General features: G+C 70.9%; 20 protein-coding genes. 5 read left to right on the top strand and 15 right to left on the bottom strand.

Annotated elements, in window-relative coordinates; genetic code table 11:
- The first annotated feature begins 234 nt into the window (after positions 1-234).
- Positions 235-1416 carry an alpha/beta hydrolase-fold protein gene (locus tag P3T39_RS16075; protein WP_280698327.1) on the top strand — a complete coding sequence of 394 codons (1182 nt, stop codon included), beginning with the start codon at positions 235-237 and terminating at the stop codon, positions 1414-1416.
- A 30-nt stretch (positions 1417-1446) separates the two neighbouring features.
- On the opposite strand, the gene folE is transcribed toward P3T39_RS16075, so the two are convergent.
- From folE to dacB, 6 genes are all read right to left on the bottom strand, one after another.
- Entirely contained in the window at positions 1447-2052 is a 606-nt protein-coding gene (folE, locus tag P3T39_RS16080; protein WP_280698328.1) for a GTP cyclohydrolase I FolE, read from the bottom strand.
- Between the two features lie 138 nt (positions 2053-2190).
- On the bottom strand, positions 2191-4242 hold the full coding sequence (gene ftsH, locus P3T39_RS16085) for an ATP-dependent zinc metalloprotease FtsH (protein WP_280698329.1): 2052 nt from the start codon (positions 4240-4242) through the stop codon (positions 2191-2193).
- Between the two features lie 242 nt (positions 4243-4484).
- Positions 4485-5039, bottom strand: a complete 555-nt coding sequence (gene hpt / locus P3T39_RS16090; RefSeq protein ID WP_280698330.1) for a hypoxanthine phosphoribosyltransferase — start codon at positions 5037-5039, stop codon at positions 4485-4487.
- Between the two features lie 60 nt (positions 5040-5099).
- Entirely contained in the window at positions 5100-6254 is a 1155-nt protein-coding gene (gene tilS / locus P3T39_RS16095; protein WP_280698331.1) for a tRNA lysidine(34) synthetase TilS, read from the bottom strand.
- A gap of 408 nt (positions 6255-6662) precedes the next feature.
- Positions 6663-7853 (bottom strand): zinc-dependent metalloprotease, encoded by a 1191-nt coding sequence (locus tag P3T39_RS16100; RefSeq protein WP_280698332.1) that lies wholly within the window; start codon positions 7851-7853, stop codon positions 6663-6665.
- A gap of 330 nt (positions 7854-8183) precedes the next feature.
- The gene (gene dacB, locus P3T39_RS16105; protein ID WP_280698333.1) at positions 8184-9641 is read right to left on the bottom strand and encodes a D-alanyl-D-alanine carboxypeptidase/D-alanyl-D-alanine-endopeptidase; all 1458 of its coding nucleotides are present in this window, start codon (positions 9639-9641) and stop codon (positions 8184-8186) included.
- A 112-nt stretch (positions 9642-9753) separates the two neighbouring features.
- Between dacB and P3T39_RS16110 the strand changes: the two genes are divergently transcribed.
- The gene (locus P3T39_RS16110) at positions 9754-10242 is read left to right on the top strand and encodes an inorganic diphosphatase (RefSeq protein ID WP_280698334.1); all 489 of its coding nucleotides are present in this window, start codon (positions 9754-9756) and stop codon (positions 10240-10242) included.
- Between the two features lie 227 nt (positions 10243-10469).
- Complete coding sequence (locus P3T39_RS16115; RefSeq protein WP_280698335.1) at positions 10470-11141, top strand: biliverdin-producing heme oxygenase; 672 nt, start codon at positions 10470-10472, stop codon at positions 11139-11141.
- Between the two features lie 18 nt (positions 11142-11159).
- Here the strand turns inward: P3T39_RS16115 and P3T39_RS16120 are convergent, their stop codons facing one another.
- The 3 genes from P3T39_RS16120 to P3T39_RS16130 all read right to left on the bottom strand — a co-directional run bounded on the left by P3T39_RS16120 (position 11160) and on the right by P3T39_RS16130 (position 13263).
- Positions 11160-11375: a dodecin gene (locus P3T39_RS16120; protein ID WP_280698336.1), complete on the bottom strand. Its 216-nt coding sequence runs from the start codon at positions 11373-11375 to the stop codon at positions 11160-11162.
- 113 nt (positions 11376-11488) lie between these two features.
- On the bottom strand, positions 11489-12445 hold the full coding sequence (locus P3T39_RS16125) for an asparaginase (RefSeq protein ID WP_280698337.1): 957 nt from the start codon (positions 12443-12445) through the stop codon (positions 11489-11491).
- A gap of 71 nt (positions 12446-12516) precedes the next feature.
- On the bottom strand, positions 12517-13263 hold the full coding sequence (locus P3T39_RS16130; protein ID WP_280698338.1) for a hypothetical protein: 747 nt from the start codon (positions 13261-13263) through the stop codon (positions 12517-12519).
- 400 nt (positions 13264-13663) lie between these two features.
- On the opposite strand from P3T39_RS16130, the gene P3T39_RS16135 reads away from it, so the two are divergent.
- Positions 13664-14164, top strand: a complete 501-nt coding sequence (locus P3T39_RS16135) for a D-aminoacyl-tRNA deacylase (protein ID WP_280698339.1) — start codon at positions 13664-13666, stop codon at positions 14162-14164.
- Positions 14165-14256: 92 nt separating this feature from the next.
- On the opposite strand, the gene P3T39_RS16140 is transcribed toward P3T39_RS16135, so the two are convergent.
- The 3 genes from P3T39_RS16140 to P3T39_RS16150 form a co-directional block, all read right to left on the bottom strand.
- Entirely contained in the window at positions 14257-15228 is a 972-nt protein-coding gene (locus P3T39_RS16140; protein ID WP_280698340.1) for a glycine cleavage T C-terminal barrel domain-containing protein, read from the bottom strand.
- Between the two features lie 10 nt (positions 15229-15238).
- Complete coding sequence (locus P3T39_RS16145) at positions 15239-15688, bottom strand: transcriptional repressor (protein WP_280698341.1); 450 nt, start codon at positions 15686-15688, stop codon at positions 15239-15241.
- Between the two features lie 89 nt (positions 15689-15777).
- Positions 15778-16362 carry an FABP family protein gene (locus P3T39_RS16150; protein WP_280698342.1) on the bottom strand — a complete coding sequence of 195 codons (585 nt, stop codon included), beginning with the start codon at positions 16360-16362 and terminating at the stop codon, positions 15778-15780.
- A 273-nt stretch (positions 16363-16635) separates the two neighbouring features.
- On the opposite strand from P3T39_RS16150, the gene P3T39_RS16155 reads away from it, so the two are divergent.
- On the top strand, positions 16636-16998 hold the full coding sequence (locus P3T39_RS16155; RefSeq protein WP_280698343.1) for a DsrE family protein: 363 nt from the start codon (positions 16636-16638) through the stop codon (positions 16996-16998).
- Here P3T39_RS16155 and P3T39_RS16160 read toward each other — a convergent pair.
- The 3 genes from P3T39_RS16160 to P3T39_RS16170 all read right to left on the bottom strand — a co-directional run bounded on the left by P3T39_RS16160 (position 16995) and on the right by P3T39_RS16170 (position 18547).
- Positions 16995-17285 (bottom strand): DUF3099 domain-containing protein, encoded by a 291-nt coding sequence (locus P3T39_RS16160; RefSeq protein WP_280698344.1) that lies wholly within the window; start codon positions 17283-17285, stop codon positions 16995-16997. The genes P3T39_RS16155 and P3T39_RS16160 overlap by 4 nt on opposite strands.
- 96 nt (positions 17286-17381) lie before the next feature.
- On the bottom strand, positions 17382-17672 hold the full coding sequence (locus tag P3T39_RS16165) for a DUF1416 domain-containing protein (protein ID WP_280698345.1): 291 nt from the start codon (positions 17670-17672) through the stop codon (positions 17382-17384).
- A gap of 41 nt (positions 17673-17713) precedes the next feature.
- Positions 17714-18547: a sulfurtransferase gene (locus P3T39_RS16170; RefSeq protein ID WP_280698346.1), complete on the bottom strand. Its 834-nt coding sequence runs from the start codon at positions 18545-18547 to the stop codon at positions 17714-17716.
- Positions 18548-18566: the final 19 nt, after the last annotated feature.

Raw genomic sequence — 18566 nt, forward strand, 5'->3', positions numbered from 1 at the left:
GGTGGCAGGTAGGTGGCCCAGCGCCGACACGCGACGCCACGGGATGCCCGCACACGCGTTACACACGCTGGACGCCGCATTCTAGAGCTTCGGTTGCACCCTCCGCAGCGGGCACGACGCAGCCGGTACCCAGCCGTGACGAACCCCGGGCGGCCCAGCCCCACTGGCTGCCCCAAGTCTCCCGTCCCACGATGAACCCTGGCCCCACTGCCGCCCAAGGGAGGGCGAAACCGCATGGAACTGACCAGCAGCGCACTGGTGTACTCGCTCACCGCGCTGGCCGCTGCTGGCCTGGTCGGCACCCTCTGGCTGTGGCCCAGCCTGGCCCGCCAGCACCCGCTGCCGATGCTCGGCCGGGTCGGGCTGCTGGCAGTCGTCCAGCTCTCGGTCCTGGCAGTACTGGCGCTCTCGGTCAACAACTCGTACGGCTTCTACACATCCTGGAACGACCTGCTGCATCCGGGTGGCGCTCCGCTCAGCCTGAGCGGCTCCGAGCACTCCAGGGGCGCCGCCCCGCAGACCGGCACGCTCGTCCAGCCGACCACCGATGGCGGCCTGGAGACGATCAAGGACCTGCCGCAGGGCAGGCCGGAAGAAGTCGGTCGGGTCGACTCCATCCGGGTCACCGGCACCGAGACCGGCCTCTCCGACCAGGTGTTCATCTACCTGCCGCCCGAGTACTTCATCCCCCGCTACTCCCGGGAGCGCTTCCCGGTGCTGCTCACCCTGGCTGGCTACCCGGGCCCCTCACTCCACCTGGTCGAGGGACTGCGGGTACCGCAGACCGCCTGGGAGCTGCAGAAGACGGGCCGGATGGCGCCCACCGTGATCGTGATGGCCCGGCCGAGCGTCGCCCCTCCCCGCAACACCGAGTGCGTCAACGTGGCCGGCGGGCCGCAGACCGAGACCTGGTTCGTCAAGGACCTGCCCGCCGCCCTGCGCTCCAACTACCGGCTCAGCCACTCCGCCGCCTCCTGGGGCGTACTGGGGTACTCCACCGGCGGCAGCTGCGCGCTGCGGCTGGCCATGCGCAATCCCGACGCGTACACCAGTGCGGCGGGCCTGCACGCGGACTACCAGGTACCCAACGACCGCTGGACGGACGGCGACCTGTTCGGCGGCGACAAGACCGCAGCCCAGCACAGCGACCTCAACTGGCGGCTGCAGAACCTGTCGCCGCCCAAGGTCTCCCTGCTGGTGGTGAGCACCAGGACGGAGGACAACTACGCGGACACCCAGGCCTTCCTGGCCAACGCCAAGCGCGTTGCCGACGCCCATCCCGAGTTCAAGGCGGACTCGCTCTTCCTGGAGGACGGCGGTCACAGCTTCGAGACCTGGCGGCGCGAACTGCCCGCCTCACTGGAGTGGATGAGCGACCACCTCACGCCCCCACAGGACCGGGAGCCTCGCCAGTAACGGAAACCCCGCGCCCTGGCAAGTTGCCCCTCAGCGGCCGATGATCAGGCTCATCGCCTCGGCGCGCGTCGCGGGGTCGCGCAGCTGGCCCCGTACTGCCGAGGTGATGGTCTTGGCGCCGGGCTTGCGGATACCGCGCATCGACATGCACATGTGCTCGCACTCGATCACGACGATCGCGCCGCGCGGCTCCAGGATGCGCATCAGCGAGTCGGCGACCTGGCTGGTCAGACGCTCCTGCACCTGCGGGCGGCGGGCGTAGACGTCCACCAGTCGGGCGAGCTTGGAGAGCCCGGTGATCTTGCCGCTGCCGGACGGTATGTAGCCCACGTGGGCGACGCCCTGGAACGGGACCAGGTGGTGCTCGCAGGTGGAGAACACCTCGATGTCCTTGACCAGGACCATCTCGTCGTGGCCGAGGTCGAAGGTGGTCGTCAGCACGTCCTCGGGCTGCTGCCAGAGGCCCGCGAATATCTCCTTGTAGGCACGGGCGACCCGGGCCGGTGTCTCCAGCAGGCCCTCGCGATCCGGGTCCTCGCCGACCGCGATCAGCAGCTCACGCACCGCTTTCTCGGCCCGCGCCTGGTCGAACGTCCCGATCGCCGCAGGCTGGTCGAGAGTCACCGGGTCGATCATGCGTGCCTCGCTTGTGGGTCAGAGAGAGTGAACGGGCTTAGGCAGCACGAATGCCGCGCCTCCAGGGTACAAACCCTGGTGACGCGGCATCCATTCCGACAGGTGTGCCTCCTTGCGGGAGGCGCACCCGCCGGTCGGTCAGCTCTCGGTCCGGCTGTCGCCGGTGACCGGGGGCAGCTTCATGATGTCCACCGTCGCCGTGTCCGTGGAGGCGGCGACGCCGTTGGTCAGCGCCAGCTCCCTGGGCGACTGCACCGGCGGGCGGGTGGACGGCGTACGGCGGGAGGACCCCGTCCAGGCCGGACGAGCGGGGCGCTTCACGATCGTGGAGAAGATCTCGGCGATCTGCTCCTTGTTCAGCGTCTCCTTCTCCAGCAGCTCAAGGACGAGGTTGTCGAGCACGTCGCGGTTCTCGACCAGGATCTCCCAGGCCTCGTTGTGCGCGTTCTCGATGAGCTTCTTGACCTCCTCGTCCACCAGCCCGGCGACCTCTTCCGAGTAGTCGCGCTGGTGGCCCATCTCGCGACCGAGGAACGGCTCGGAGGAGTCCGAACCGAACTTGATCGCGCCGAGGCGCTCGCTCATGCCGTACTGGGTGACCATCGCACGTGCCGTCGCGGTGGCCTTCTCGATGTCGTTCGAGGCGCCGGTGGTCGGGTCGTGGAAGACCAGTTCCTCCGCCGCGCGCCCGCCCAGCATGTAGGCCAGCTGGTCGAGCATCTCGTTACGAGTGGTCGAGTACTTGTCCTCATCCGGCAGCACCATGGTGTAGCCGAGGGCCCGGCCGCGGGACAGGATGGTGATCTTGTGTACCGGGTCGGCGTTCGGCGAGGCCGCCGCGACCAGGGCGTGACCGCCCTCGTGGTACGCGGTGATCTTCTTCTCCTTGTCGGACATGATCCGCGTGCGCTTCTGCGGACCTGCCACGACGCGGTCGATCGCCTCGTCCAGGATGCCGTTGTCGATCAGCTTCTTGTCCGAACGGGCCGTCAGCAGCGCGGCCTCGTTGAGGACGTTCGACAGGTCGGCACCGGTGAAGCCGGGGGTGCGCTTGGCGACGGCCGAGAGGTCGACGTCGGGCGCGATCGGCTTGCCCTTCTGGTGGACCTTCAGGATCTCCAGGCGGCCCTGGAGGTCCGGGCGGTCCACGGCGATCTGCCGGTCGAAACGGCCCGGGCGCAGCAGCGCCGGGTCGAGGATGTCCGGACGGTTGGTGGCGGCGATCAGGATCACGCCGCCCTTGACGTCGAAGCCGTCCATCTCGACCAGCAGCTGGTTGAGGGTCTGCTCGCGCTCGTCGTGGCCACCGCCGAGACCGGCACCGCGGTGCCGCCCGACGGCGTCGATCTCGTCGACGAAGATGATCGCCGGGGCGTTCGCCTTGGCCTGCTCGAAGAGGTCGCGGACGCGGGAGGCACCCACACCGACGAACATCTCGACGAAGTCGGAGCCGGAGATCGAATAGAAGGGCACACCGGCCTCGCCCGCGACGGCACGCGCGAGCAGGGTCTTACCCGTACCGGGCGGGCCGTAGAGCAGCACGCCCTTGGGGATCTTGGCGCCGACGGCCTGGAACTTGGCCGGCTCCTGCAGGAACTCCTTGATCTCGTGGAGCTCCTCGACCGCCTCGTCCGCACCCGCGACATCCGAGAAGGTGGTCTTCGGGGTGTCCTTGGTGAGCAGCTTGGCCTTGGACTTGCCGAACTGCATGACCCGGGAGCCGCCGCCCTGCATCTGGTTCATCAGGAACAGGAAGACCAGGACGATGATGACGATCGGCAGCATCGACAGCAGCAGGCTGACGAAGGTGGACTGCTTCTCGGGGCTGATGGTGTAGCCCTCGGGCAGCGCGCCGGAGTTGCCGTTGATCTGCGACTGGAGGGTGTTGGCAACGGCCACACCCTGGTCGCCGACGTACGACGCCTGGAACTTGCTGCCGGAAGGCACCTTGCCGGTACCGGCCGAAGGCAGCTTCTCGCCGTCCTTCAGCTGGATCTTGATGGTGTTCGAGTCACCCGTGGTGATCTGCGCCGACTTGACCTGCTTGGCATCAATCGCCGCAACGACCTGCCCGGTGTCCACCGTCTTGTAGCCGTTCGAGTCCGAAACGACCTGCATCAGCACGACAACGGCGAGGACGGCCAGCACGATCCACATAATCGGCGCACGGAAGTATCGCTTGACGTCCATCCATGCGGGGCGTTGCCGCCCCGTCCCTCCTGCCACTCAACGGCGCTGCACGGCCGTGGGCCGTCGGCGCATCCGGTATGTGCTCATGAGAAGAGCAGTTAATTGGACCGTACCGCAGCCACTCCCGCTCACGACGAGAGCACGACGACACGACGTATTTTCCTACCCCCGCTCAACGGGCGGGAACATTGACCTGTTCCCGCCCGTCGCCCGAACGGTGTCACCCGTCGGACAGCGGCTGGTCAGCCGCCGTAGACGTGCGGAGCCAGGGTGCCGATGAACGGCAGATTGCGGAGCTTCTCCTGGAAGTCCAGGCCGTAGCCGACCACGAACTCGTTGGGAATGTCGAAACCGACGTACTTGACGTCGATCTCGACCTTGGCCGCGTCCGGCTTGCGCAGCAGGGTGCAGACCTCGAGCGAGGCCGGGCCGCGCGAACCCAGGTTGCCCAGCAGCCAGGACAGGGTCAGGCCGGAGTCGATGATGTCCTCGACGATCAGCACGTCCCTGCCCGCGATGTCGGTGTCGAGGTCCTTGAGGATCCGGACCACACCGGAGGACTTGGTGCCCATCCCGTACGAGGAGACCGCCATCCAGTCCATCGTGACCTGCGAGTGCAGGGTGCGGGCGAGGTCGGCCATGACCATCACGGCGCCCTTGAGCACGCCGACGATCAGCAGATCCCGTCCGGCGTAGTCCTGGTCGATCCGCTCGGCCAGCTCAAGCAGCTTGGCGTCGATCTCGTCCTTGCTGATGAGCACCTTCGCCAGGTCGGCGCCCATGTCGTTCTGATCCACCGGGGATACGTCCTCAAACGTTCGGGGTCCTGTGTCGGCGACGGCCCCGCGACCTGTTGCTCAGCTGTCGCTCTGTCGCCGAAAGACCAGCGTGCCACACCTTCGAGTGACTTCGACGCCCCCGGGTAGGTGTAGGGGCCCCTGACCGCGCCAGCCGGTGACCAACAGGTCGACCGTCTCCAGGTGTCGCGCGAACAGGTCACCGGCAGGGCAGCCCGCCCTCAGCGCGGCCCGGCGCAGCACCCTGCGGCGGACGGCGGGGGGCAGTTCGGCCAGTTTGCCGACGTCCAGGGTGCCGTCGCCCGTACGGAGGTCGCGCTCGGCCAGGGCCGCCCACTGATCGAGGGCATCGGCGTCGTCGCGGAAGAGCCTGGCGGTACGGGCCAGCGCCTCGACCACCCCTGCGCCCAGGTGCTTCTCCAGCACCGGGAGCACCTCGTGACGGACCCGGGAGCGGGTGTAGGCCGGATCGGAGTTGTGCGGGTCGTCCCAGACCGGGATGGACTGCGCGGCGCACGCCTGGCGGGTGGCGGCCCGGTCCAGTTCCAGCAGCGGCCGGCGGTAGCGGCCCTTGTGCGCGGGCATACCGGCCAGCGAGCGGGAGCCCGAACCCCGGGCCAGCCCCAGCAGGACGGTCTCCGCCTGGTCGTCCCTGGTATGGCCGAGCAGCACGGCAACGGCGCGGTGGCGCTCGGCGACGGCGTCCAGCGCGGCGTACCTCGCCTCGCGGGCGGCGTTCTCCGGGCCGCCCTGCTGCCCCACATGGACGGGGATCACCTCGACCGGGTCGAGGCCCAGCTCGCGCAGGCGGTCGGCGACCTGCTGGGCGCGCTCGGCGGAGCCCTGCTGGAGGCCGTGGTCGACCGTCACCGCACCCACCCGCAGGCCCAGCTTGGGCGCCTCGAAGGCGGTCGCGATGGCCAGCGCCATCGAGTCGGCGCCGCCGCTGACCGCGACCAGCACCAGCGGGGAACCCGGTGCGGCAGGGGTACGGGGCAGTCCCGAGGGGTGGCGGCGGGCGTTTCCGATCAGACGGGTGGTGGCGGCGCTGCCGGTCGAGGCGGTGGCGGCCGTGGCCGTGACGGGGACCGGCGCGGGCGCGGGGCGGGTACGGGGGGCCGGGGCGGTGAGGGTCACGCCGGCCTCGGCGGCGAGCTCGGCGAGGGTGCGGCGGACGGCGAGACGTATCGCCGCGACAGCGGGGTGTGGGCCCACGGGGGAGGCACTCCTTGGCAGCTGAGGGACGGAGCGGGGACGGTGAGGGCCGGCCGGGCGTGACACCCTGTCAGCTTTCGGTCACCAGGTGCTCACAGATGGTTGCAGAATCCGGGCATCGGCTACGCCACCCGCGCCACCGGTACGACCACGGTCCCACGTACGGGTGAATGCAGAATCGTTCCTTCACCCTCCATCTGTACGCCTGAGCCACCCCTGCGAGCGCGCTCCAGCGGTGGGCGGCGCCCGGACACGCGGCCGCGCACGCCGGGGCGCGGCAGCGAGGCACTCCCCGGGGCGGCCGCAGCGCTTCGCGCGGGGCGGGGCGGGCGCGCCCGAGTGCCCGTCCGGGCTGCGGGGCCTCCGTACGGTCCGCTCCCGGGGTGTGCGCCGGGCGGGCGGGCGGCATCAGCCGACGACGCGGGTGACCCAGGCGGCGGGGTCGTGGATCTCGTCCTTGGTGGGGAGGGTGTTCGGAGAGGTCCAGACCCGGTTGAAGCCGGTCATACCGACACGGTCGACCACGTCCCGGACGAAGACCGCGCCCTCCTGGTACTGGCGCAGCTTGGCGTCCATGCCGAGCAGGCGCCGCAGCACCAGGTCGAGCCGCCCCGCACCCCGGTCGCGGCGCTGCTTGAACTTCTCCCTGATCTCCGCGACGCTCGGCACCACCTCCGGGCCGACACCGTCCATGACCACGTCCGCGTGCCCTTCGAGCAGCGACATCACGGCGGTGAGCCGGCCGAGGATCTCCCGCTGCTGGGGCGACTGGACGATGTCCAGGAGCGTCCCGGTCCCCACGCCGTCGCCACCGCCGCCGGGGCCGGTGATGCCCCCGCCGATGGCGTCCTTGAGCCGCTCCAGCAGGGCGGCCGGGTCCACATCGGTCTGCGCCAGGAAGGACTGCACCTCGGACTGGATGTGGTCGCGCAGCCAGGGCACGGCGGTGAACTGGGTGCGATGGGTCTCCTCGTGCAGGCAGACCCAGAGCCGGAAGTCGTGCGGATCGACGTCCAGCTCGCGCTCGACGTGCACGATGTTCGGTGCGACCAGCAGCAGTCGACCCGGTACCGGCGGCTGCGGCTCGGGCCGGGACTTGTCGAAGAGCGCCGCCGGGCTGTCCGGCGTGACCGGCGCGCCGGACGAGCCGTCAGGGCCGGGCGCGGCCGGGGCGAAGGTCTCGTACTGGCCGAGGACCTTGGTGGAGAGGAACGCGAGCACCGCGCCGACCTCGACGCCGGTGGCCTTCTCGCCGATCGAGCCGAGGACGGCCGCGCCCGGCGAGTCGCTGCGGCGGGCGCGCAGCTTGTCCACCAGCGGCTGGACGATCGTCCGGAAGCCCGCCACATTGGCTTTCACCCAGCCGGGGCGGTCCACCACCAGGACCGGCGTGCCGACGCTCGACACCAGGCTGCTGGAGCGCATCCCGGTGAACTCGCGTACGTGCTCCTCGGCCTCCAGCGCATGCCTGCGCAGCTCGGAGACCACTTCGCGGGCCTGCTCCCGGGTCACCTCGGGGCCCGGCCTGGCCAGCCGGGTCGCCGTCGCGACCGCGAGATCCCAATCGACCATGTCGGCACCGCTGCTAGCGCTCGTCATGCCCTCACCGTACGTGCTCACGGCGGCCGGTGGGAGACACCCGCGCTGACGCCTCCGGCCGGGCCGCCGTCGGCCTCCGAGGGCCCCGGCCCGGCCCGGCGTCCGACGCCGGTGACGGGCGTATCGACAGACGCACGCGACCTGCGCTACGCAGCGCAGGTACGCGGCGGGCGCATGGCACAGCCCGCGCACAGCGGCGGACGGGGGCGCTCGCGCTACCGAGGGCTTCCGTTGGCAGCGGCGGCTGCCACAGCCTGCTTCAGCAGCTCCGCCGGGCCCGCCGCGTCGACAGCCGGCGTCCGGGCCCGGCGGGAATTGGTCAGACAGGCCCTAGCGGCAGCCGCAGGCGGCAAGGCGGGCGACGATACGGTCGCTGGCCGCGCGGGAGGATGCCCCGTCGGCGACGGCCCTGCTCATGATGGCGAAGACCAGCACCCTGCCGTCGGCGTCCACCACCGTGCCGGCCAGCGTGTAGACGCCGCTGCCGCCGAGCGTTCCGGTCTTGGCCCGGACGATCCCGGCCACGCTCTGTGCGCCCGAGGCCGCGCCGAACCGGGTGAGCAGGGTGCCGGTGAAGCCCGCGATCGGAAGGCCCGTCAGAACCGGTCGCAGCTCGGGGTGCCGGGGGGACGCGGCGGCTCCCAGCACCTCGGCGAGGACCAGGGGCGAGATCAGGTTGCCGGTGTGCAGCCCGCTGCCGTCGTTGAGGACGACCCCGGCCGTCGGGACCCCGAGCTTCTGCAAAGTCTGGATCACCGCCGCCACGCCGCCGTCGAAACTGGCGGGCTGGTGGGCGGCGACGGCCGCCTGGCGGGCGACGGCCTCGGCGAGGGTGTTGTCGGAGGTGGTGAGCATCCGCTCGACCAGCCGGGGCATGGTCGGTGAGTTCACCACGGCGAGCTGCTGCGCGCCGGGGGCGGCGGGGGCCGGCTTCGCCTTGCCGTCGACCGTGATGCCCTGCGCCTTGAGCAGGCCCGCGAAGGTCTCGGCGGCCTGGTCGGCCGGATCGAAGACACGGGCGGGGGCCTCGTCCGGGGACAGCGGGTCGATCCGGCCCTCGTCCACCATCAGCGGGGTGACGGCGGCGATGTTCATCGCGTCGTGCTCCTTGTGCAGGAGCGGGCCGCTGTAGAGCGAGGTGTCGTACGCCAGCTTCACGGTGGTGGTGCCGGAGGACTTGAGCGCCGCCGCGGTCTGCCTGGCCAGCTCGGGCAGCGAAGCCGGGGCGGACTCGGCGTCCACCGGCATACCGCCCACCCGGATCTGGTCCGGCGGAAGGGCGGTGACGGTCGGGTCGCCACCACCGATGAGAGTGATCTCTCCGGGCGCGCCGCCCTTGACGACCCTGGTGGCGATCCGCGAGTCGGCCGGGATGAGTGCGAGGGCGGCGACCGCGGTGAGCAGCTTGGTGGTGGAGGCCGGGGTGGCGGGCGTGTTCTCGCCGGCGCCGTACAGGAACCGGCCGGTACTTCCGTCGGCGATGGCGAAGTTCAGGGTGCCGAGGGCCTTGTCCCCCAGGACCTGTGCCAGGTCGCGCTGGAGGCCCTGGGTCTGCGGCAGCGTGTCGGCACCGTCCACGGCGGCGGCGAGCACCGGGCCGCCGGTGGCGACCGCGCGCGGGGCGGCGGCGGGCGGGGCCTGTCGGTTCGAGGGGGCCTTGGGTTTCGCGCCGCCGGATCGGCTCTGGTTCTGCGACGCGCCCGGGGAGGGGTCGGCGAGCGCCCGGTCCGTGCCGGACGTCAGCCCGCCTGCGGTCAGGGCCACCCCCAGCACTCCGGCGACCGCCATCCTGCGTCCGCGCCCCACCCCTGAGCTTCGCTGCACCGACCGGCCCCTTTCCTGAGCACACCCTGCCGTAGGAGACACTTGGATTCTGTCAGTCCCTACCTTGGAGGAACCGTTGGAGTTCGACGTCCTGATCGAGATCCCGAAGGGCTCGCGGAACAAGTACGAGGTCGACCATGAGACCGGCCGTCTCCGCCTCGACCGGATGCTCTTCACCTCGACTCGTTACCCGGCCGACTACGGCTACGTCGAGGGCACCCTCGCGGACGACGGCGACCCGCTGGACGCGCTGGTCATCCTGGAGGAGCCGACCTTCCCCGGCTGCCTGATCAAGTGCCGCGCCGTCGGCATGTTCAAGATGACCGACGAGGCCGGCGGCGACGACAAGCTGCTCTGCGTCCCGGCGACGGACCCGCGCTGGGGGCACCTGCAGGACATCGGCGACGTGCCGGAGTTCGACCGCCTGGAGATCCAGCACTTCTTCGAGGTCTACAAGGACCTGGAGCCCGGCAAGTCGGTCGAGGGCGCCGACTGGGTCGGCCGCACCGAGGCCGAGGCCGAGATCAAGGCTTCGATCAAGCGCCTGGAGGTACAGGGCCACTGAGCTCTGTACCGGCCTCGTTCTTCCGAGGTGCCCGGCCGGGGCGAGCAGAACTGCTCGCCCCGGCCTTTTTGCTGCCTTCTGCCCCCCGGCAGCCTTCTGCTTTCCGGCCGACGGGGGCAGACTGGCCCTCGGAGGACTTTCCCGACATGGTGTCGGCATCACGTTGACTTAGGTAAGCCTAACCCCGAGAATCGGGGCCAGCGCTCCTCACCGAACCGGAGGCCCGAATGCCCAGCCCCGAGCAGCCCGCCCCGTTCTCCACCGTGCTGCGCACCGCCAGCGGCGCGGAGCACGAAGCCGCCGAGCAGTCCTCCTTCATGTCGCACCTGCTCGGGGGCCGGCTCGGCCTCGATGCGTACGCCGAACTGTCGGGGCAGCTGTGGTTCGTCTACCGGGCGCTGGAGGGCCGGGCCGCCGAGCTGTCCCGGCATCCGGTGGTCGGCCCGTTCATCGACCCGGCCCTGTTCCGTACGGCTGCGCTCGAACACGACCTGGAACACCTGCGCGGCCCCGGCTGGCAGGCCGGGCTCAGCCCGCTGCCCGCCACCGCCGCCTACACCGCCCGGATCGAGGAGCTCAGCACCGACTGGCCGCACGGCTACCTCGCCCACCACTACACCCGCTACCTGGGCGACCTGTCGGGCGGCCAGATCATCCGTGGCATCGCCGAGCGGACCTGGGGCTTCGAACGCAAGGGTGCCGGCGTCCACTTCTACGTCTTCGAGGAGGTCGGCAACCCCGCCGCCTTCAAGCGCGACTACCGCGCCAGGCTGGACACCGCCGGGCTCGCGATGGACGAGGTCGAGCGCCGCCGGGTGGTCGACGAGTGCAGGCGCGCCTTCACCCTGAACGGCGCCGTCTTCGCCGACCTCGACATCCGTTACCCGCTCAGCGCCTGACGAGCGGGCAGCCCGGGCTCAGCCCTCGTCGTCCAGCCGGAAGCCGACCTTGAGCCCCACCTGGTAGTGCTTGATCTGCCCGTCCTCGATGTGCCCGCGTACCTGGACCACCTCGAACCAGTCCAGATTGCGCAGCGTCCTGGCGGCCCGGTCGACGCCGTTGCGGATCGCGGCGTCGATGCCCTCCTGTGAGGACCCGACGATCTCGGTGACGCGGTAGATGTGGTCGCTCATGGCGGTCTCCCTGAGTACCTGAGTAGCGGCACGGCTCCCCCGGTCCACCGTGCCGCACCCGGCCCTACCCCGCACCCGGGAGGAGGGTCCGCCGTCCGCGCCCGGACCGGCCGTCAGAAGGACGCCCGGACCTCTCCGACCACCACGCCCCCGCCGTGCAGCGGCTCGGCGCCTATCCGGTCCAGCACCTCGTCCTGGACGCCGAGCCGCCGCAGCGCCCGGGCCAGGACCGGCCCCCGGGCCCGCTCCGCACCGTCGTCGATCTTGAAGGCGAGCGCCCGTCCGTCCGGCAGCGCCACCACCTGGACGGCCTCGGCACCCATCTTGGAGAGCGCCCCCGGCACGGCCCCCATCAGCCAGGTGTCGGCGCGGCGGGTGCCCGCGACGTACTCGGGGTGGGCCCGCATCGCGTCGGCGACCCTGCGCTGCGGGGTACCGGGCTCGGCGAGCACCAGCGAGCGGTAGGCGCGGGCCAGGCCGGTGAGCGAGACCGCCAGCAGCGGTGCGCCGCAGCCGTCGACACCTGCGTGCCCCACGGTCTCGGCGGTGGACTCCTCCAGGGCCTGGCGGGCCAGCTGCTGGATCGGATGTTCCGGGTGGAGGTAGCTCTCGGTGTCCCACTCGTTGGCGACGCAGGCGGCCAGCCAGCCGGCGTGCTTGCCCGAGCAGTCCATCATGATCGGGCTGCGTTGCCCGCCACCGCTGAGCAGGGCCTCGGCTTCGACCTGGTCGAGCGGCAGCTCCGCCGGGGTCCGCAGGGCATCCTCGGTGAGTCCGGCACTGTGCAGGAGCTCCCTTACGGCTTCGCGGTGAAACGGTTCTGCGGAGTGGCTGGAGGCCGCGAGTGCGAGCAGCCGGCCCTCGATCGCCAGCCCGGCGCGCAGGATGGCCACGGCCTGGAAGGGCTTGGCGGTGGACCGGGGGAAGACCGGCGCGTCCGGGCGGCCGAGCGAGAGCTCGACGGACCCGTCGGCCGCGAGCAGCACCAGCGATCCGTAGTGGTGCCCCTCGGTGAATCCGGAGCGTATGACTTCGGCGAGGACGGGCAGGGCGGCAGCGGTCTGCGACATCGGAGGTGCTCCACGGTGAGGGGGGCCTGGCAGGGTGGGTGTGCGCCGGCCGCCCCGTCCCGACCCGCAGGTCAGCCGCCCGCGAGCAGGTCCTCGACCCGCGCCTCCCCTTCACGGTACCTGCGGGTGATCTCGGCACTGCAGCCGTCCGCCGTGCGCTGCAGAATCTGACGCCTGCCCGAGACCTCGCGCTCGTGCGCGGCCAGCCGTTCGACGGCGGCCAGCAGACCGGCGGTGGGGTGCACGGCGAGGTCGGCCAGCCGGACATCGCCCATCAGCACATCGGCCTCACGCTGGTACTGCTCGCCGCGCGGCGGCCCCACGGTGACGTGCCTGGCGGGGCGGCGGACGGTCGAGGGGGTGTCCGCGAGGATCGCCGGGAGCCGGTCCAACAGGGCCACCGGCTCCGCAGCGGACTCGGCGTCCGCACCGGCCCTGGCGCCCACCGAGGGATCGGGCTTCACCCGGCGCCGCTCCAGCTCGGCCTGCAGGATGTCGAGCCGCCCCTGCAACAGGCGGCGCAGGTACGAGAGGTCGGCCTCCTGCTCCTGGGCGTCCCGGCGGAGTACCCGCAGCTCCTCCAGATCAAGTCCGGCGAGGCCGGGCTCCACGGCGGGCTCGACCCCGGCGGGCCGGCGTCGCGGACCCGCCGGGACCTCCGGAACAGCTCCCGCGGCTCCTGCCGCCAGCGCGGCCTCCTCCATCGCCGTCCCCCCCGACGCTGCTTCCGCCGATTCCGTCTCGGCCGGAGCGGTCTGCTCCGGACTCCGCCCGGCGAACCCGTACGACTGATCGTGGGCCGTGCTGCTCGCGTCCATCAACCAACCACCTGCCGCTGTCCTGGTCACGCTGTCCGATCCCGCCCCGCGGCCGCCCTCGGCACCGCGTACGGCCTGTGCGCGCACGACCCCGTTCTGGAGCACGTCGAAGCGCCCCCGTGGGGTTACCCTCGGGGCGCCGGTACCACCCGCCCGAGCGACTCCTGCCGGAACGACAGTTCGACCGGTTCGACCGCGGCGGGCCCGCGCCTTCGTACCGCCCTCAGCGTGCCACCCCGGCCCGGCCCGCGCACCGACCCGCCACCCGAACGGCCCTCTAGCGAAGCGGGGTGGCTGATACGACGAGAGCAATCCGCAGGCAGCACCGGCTCACCACTGGCGCGCCCGGCTTCGCCCCGGCGCGCGCCAGTGCCTTGCGCGCCTCCGGCACAATGGCCGCATGCGAGCTGTGGTGCAGAGGGTGACCGAAGCCAGAGTGACGGTGGACGGCGAGAGCGTCGGATCCATCGAGGGACCCGGACTGTGCGTCCTGGTCGGCGTGACGCACGACGACACACCCGCCAAGGCGGCCCAACTGGCCCGCAAACTCTGGACGCTGCGCCTCTTCGACGGCGGCGGGACCCCCGGGGCCGAAGGGCGCGCCGACGCCGGCCCGGCAGCGCCCGGGGGCGAGCGGGGAAGCCAGGCCGAGCAGTCCTGCTCGGACCTGGGCGCACCGCTGCTGGTGATCAGTCAGTTCACGCTGTACGGGGACGCCCGCAAGGGCCGCCGCCCCACCTGGAACGCCGCCGCGCCCGGGCCGCTCGCCGCGCCGCTGGTGGACACCGTGGTGGCCGAACTCCGGGCGCTCGGCGCCAAGGTGGAGACCGGCCGGTTCGGCGCGGACATGAAGGTGGCACTGGTGAACGACGGACCGTTCACCGTTCTACTGGAGGTCTGACCGCCAGGCCCGGGCCGGTTGATCTTGCCGGATCAGCGCGCGGCGTTGGGCGCCCGGAAAGATCGGCCGGACAGGGTCTGAGGCCCGGGCCGCTACTGCGGCACGACGACCTCCTGCGCGGCCGGCACCGTACCGGCCAGCAGCGGCACGTCCACCGGGACGTTCCGCTTGACGATCGCCAGCGCGATCGGACCCAGCTCGTGGTGCCGGGCCGAGGAGGTCACGAAGCCGAGCGCGCGGCCGTCCGGATCGCTCGCCAGCCGGATCTCCGTACCGTGCGGAGGCAGCGTCTCCTCCAGGCCGTCCAGGTGCAGGAAGACCAGGCGGCGCGGCGGGCGGCCGAGGTTGTGCACCCGGGCGACCGTCTCCTGCCCCCGGTAGCAGCCCTTCTGCAGGTGCACGGCGGTGGTCAGCCAGTCCACCTCGTGCGGGATGGTGCGGTGGTCGGTCTCGAAGCCGAGGCGCGGACGGTGCGCCTCGATCCGCAGTGCCTCGTACGCCCAGATCCCGGCGGCCGGACCGTAACCGGCGGCGCGCTTGTCCAGCTCCGCGCGCGGGACGAACAGCTCGCGCCCGTAAGGGAGTTCGCGTACCGCTGCGGCGCCCTCGGGCGAGACGGTGGACCCGGCGGGCAGGTGGACCACCGCGTAGTCGGCGGTCGCGTCCGTGACCTCCACCCGGTAGAAGAACTTCATGCTCTCCAGATAGGCGATCAGCGCCTGCTGGGTGCCCGGCTCGACGTGTGCCCAGACCGTGCTGCCGTCGTCCACCAGGTAGAGGGCGTGCTCGACATGCCCGTGCGGGGAGAGGATCAGCGCCTCGGTGGCCTGCTGCGGCGGGAGCTGGCTGACGTGCTGGGTGAGCAGCAGGTGCAGCCAGGAGAGCCGGTCCTCGCCGGTGACGGTGACCACGCCGCGGTGCGAGAGGTCGACGAAGCCCTCCCCGGCCGCCAGACGGCGCTGCTCGCGGAAGATGTCGCCGTAGTGGGCGGCCACGCCCTCGTCGGGTCCCTCTGCGGGGACGGCACCGGGCAGGGCAAGCAACGGGCTCTTGGTACCGGTCATACCGGCCAGCTTACGACTGCTCCCCGGACAGCTTGGCGGTGCAGTCGGCGCAGCGGCCGAAGATGGCGAAATGCTTGAGGTCGGTGTCGAATCCGTGCTCGGTGCGCAGGCTGTCGATCAGCGGCGCGGCAATCGCGGTGTCGGTTTCGGTGACCTTCTCGCAGTCCCGGCAGACCAGGTGCAGATGGGTGTGCCGGCCCGCCAGGTGGTACGTGGGCGCACCGTGGCCGAGGTGGGCGTGCGAGACCAGGCCGAGCTCCTCCAGCAGCTCCAGCGTTCGGTAGACGGTGGAGATGTTGACGCCGCTGGCGGTCCGCCGGACATGGCAGAGGATCTCGTCCGGCGTGGCGTGGTCGAGGACGTCGACCGCCTCCAGCACCAGCTGCCGCTGCGGGGTGAGGCGGTAGCCGCGCTCACGCAGATCGGCTTTCCAGTCGATGGGAGTGTCGGTGTTCGCCACGGTGGTGTCCCTGCCCGGTTCGAGGTCGTGAGACAAGTGTAGGGACCGGTCTGTCGACCGGTCCCTACCTTGTACGCGTACTCGGCCGCTCAGCGGAAGAAGGCGATGCCGTCGTCCGGCAGGTCCGCGATGTCCTGGATCAGCTTGGCCTGGTTGAGCACCTTCTTGAGCTGCGCCGACATGTACGGCCGCAGCGGCACCTCGGGGGCGGCCTTCTCGCCGACCCAGAGCAGCTCCTCGTTGACCAGACCGTAGAGCCGCTTGCCGCCGCTGTACGGGGCCGCGCCCTCGATCCGGGCGACCGCGTCGGTGGCCACGTCGATCTGCGGCTTGCCGTCGTGCAGCTTGCCGTACCAGATCTCGACGGTGCCGTCGTCGCGGACCGAGGAGACCTCGATCTCACGCTCGCCGCTGGTGCCCTGCTGGTTGCTGGTGATCCGCCAGAAGGCGTGCTCGGTCTCCAGCGGACGGACCTTCTCGCCCTCGTTGTTCAGCGCCCAGGTGCGGGAGCGGAACTCCAGGAAGGGGCGGCCGTCGTGCCGGAAGATGATCTCCTGGCCGAAGTTGCACTTCTCCGTGCCCGGGAAGTCGTACACGCCCGCGCCCTCCCAGGTACCCAGGAGGAAGGCCAGCGGGACGACGTCCTTGTGGAGGTCTGAGGGGATCTCGATCATGTTCCTGGTCGCTGTCGTCGGTAGTGGACTACGTCAACCGTACGGCAGTCGAGGTCAGCGCTGGCCCTGGTACAGCTTCATCACGGAGAAGATGGCGAACCAGGTGATCAGGACGGCCATGAGAGCCAGCAGACTGTCGAAGAAGATTTCGAGACTGGACACGGGGACGCTCCCAGTAGCGGGGATGGCGGACAGTACGACGGCGCTGAGTCTATCGGCCGGTCGCCCTCCGGTCTCGGTGAGCCCCACCATCTCGTCGCTATGGTGGGCCTCATGACGAAAAAGCTGGTCATCAAGGTCACAGCCGGGGCTGACGCGCCGGAGCGCTGCTCGCAGGCGTTCACGGTGGCGGCGGTCGCGGTCGCCAGCGGGGTCGAGGTCTCGCTCTGGCTGACGGGCGAGTCGTCCTGGTTCGCGCTGCCGGGGCGCGCGGCGGAGTTCGAACTGCCGCACGCGGCACCGCTGCCCGACCTGCTGGAGTCGATCCTGGCGGCCGGTACGGTCACGCTCTGCACCCAGTGCGCGGCCCGGCGCGACATCACCGAGAAGGACACCCTGAAGGGTGTCCGGATCGCGGGCGCCCAGGTCTTCGTCAGCGAGATCATGGCCGACGGCGTACAGGCCCTCGTCTACTAGGCACTGTCGGGGTTCCGGCGCGGCGGCTCGTGGTCGGGGTGGTCCCGGTCGTGGCCGGGATCGTCCCACTTGGGGTCGTCCCAGCGCGGGTCGTTCCACCAGTCGTCGTCCGGGTCGCGCTTGTTGGCGAAGACGGCCGCGAGCGGCGGGATCACCATGGCGACCAGGCACATCCCGATCGCCGCGCCCACCGACCAGAAGCGCACCACTCCCCACGCCAGGACGAACATGCCGAGGCAGATGCCCATCATGACGAAGTAGCGGACATGGCGCTGATGTGCCTGCACGCTTCCAGGGTATGGCTGACCGGCCGGCGACAGGGAGCGCCCGCCGACACTGAGGGCCTCTGCCACCGCAGAGGCCCTCAGTGGCTTTCCGGCGGATCAGACCGCGATGCCGACCTCGGTCTGGACGCCGAGGGAGGCGACCACGGTACGGTCCACGGTCGCGCCCGGCACCAGCGCGCGCAGCGTCCAGTTGCCCGGGCGGGCGAAGAAGCGGAACTGTCCGGTGGCCGAGGTTGGCACCTCGGCGGTGAAGTCACCGTTGTCGTCGAGCAGTCGGACGTAGCCGTTGACCGGCTCGCCGTTGCGGGTCACGGAACCCTGGATGATCGTCTCCTTGGCCACGTCAACTCCTGCCAGGTCCGGGCCGCCGGCCTTCGCACCGCACATGTCTGTCTCTCCTCTGCTTGATCGGTCTCGGGCCTGTGACTTCAGTTGCCGAGCTCGATCGGCACGCCGACGAGGCTGCCGTACTCGGTCCAGGAACCGTCGTAGTTCTTGACGTTCTGCTGGCCGAGCAGCTCGTGCAGCACGAACCAGGTGAGCGCCGAGCGCTCGCCGATGCGGCAGTAGGCGATGGTGTCCTTGGCCAGGTCGACGCCCTCGCCCGCGTAGAGCTTGGTGAGCTCCTCGTCGCTCTTGAAGGTGCCGTCGTCGTTGGCGTTCTTGGCCCACGGGATGTTGCGGGCGGACGGGACGTGGCCCGGACGCTGCGACTGCTCCTGCGGGAGGTGCGCCGGGGCGAGCAGCTTGCCGCTGAACTCGTCGGGCGAACGCACGTCGACCAGGTTCAGCTTGCCGATCGCGGCCAGCACGTCGTCGCGGAAGGCGCGGATCGCCTTGTTCTGGGCCTGGGCCTTGTACTCGGTCACGGCGCGCTCGGGCACCTCGACGACCAGCTCGCGGGAGTCCAGCTCCCACTTCTTGCGGCCGCCGTCCAGCAGCCGGACGTCACCGTGCCCGTACAGCTTGAAGTACCAGTAGGCGTACGAGGCGAACCAGTTGTTGTTGCCGCCGTAGAGCACCACGGTGTCGTCGTTGGCGATGCCCTTGGCGCTGAGCAGCGCCTCGAAGCCGGCCTGGTCGACGAAGTCGCGGCGAACCGGGTCCTGGAGGTCCCTCTTCCAGTCGATCCGGACGGCGTTGCGGATGTGGTTCTTCTCGTACGCGGAGGTGTCCTCGTCGACCTCGACGATGACGACCTTCGGGTCGCTCAGGTGGGCCTGGACCCAGTCGGCGTCGACCAGGACGTCGCTGCGGCTCATGTGGGGTTCTCCATCCGGG

It is taken from the genome of Kitasatospora sp. GP82, assembly GCF_029892105.1.
Taxonomy (GTDB): domain Bacteria; phylum Actinomycetota; class Actinomycetes; order Streptomycetales; family Streptomycetaceae; genus Kitasatospora.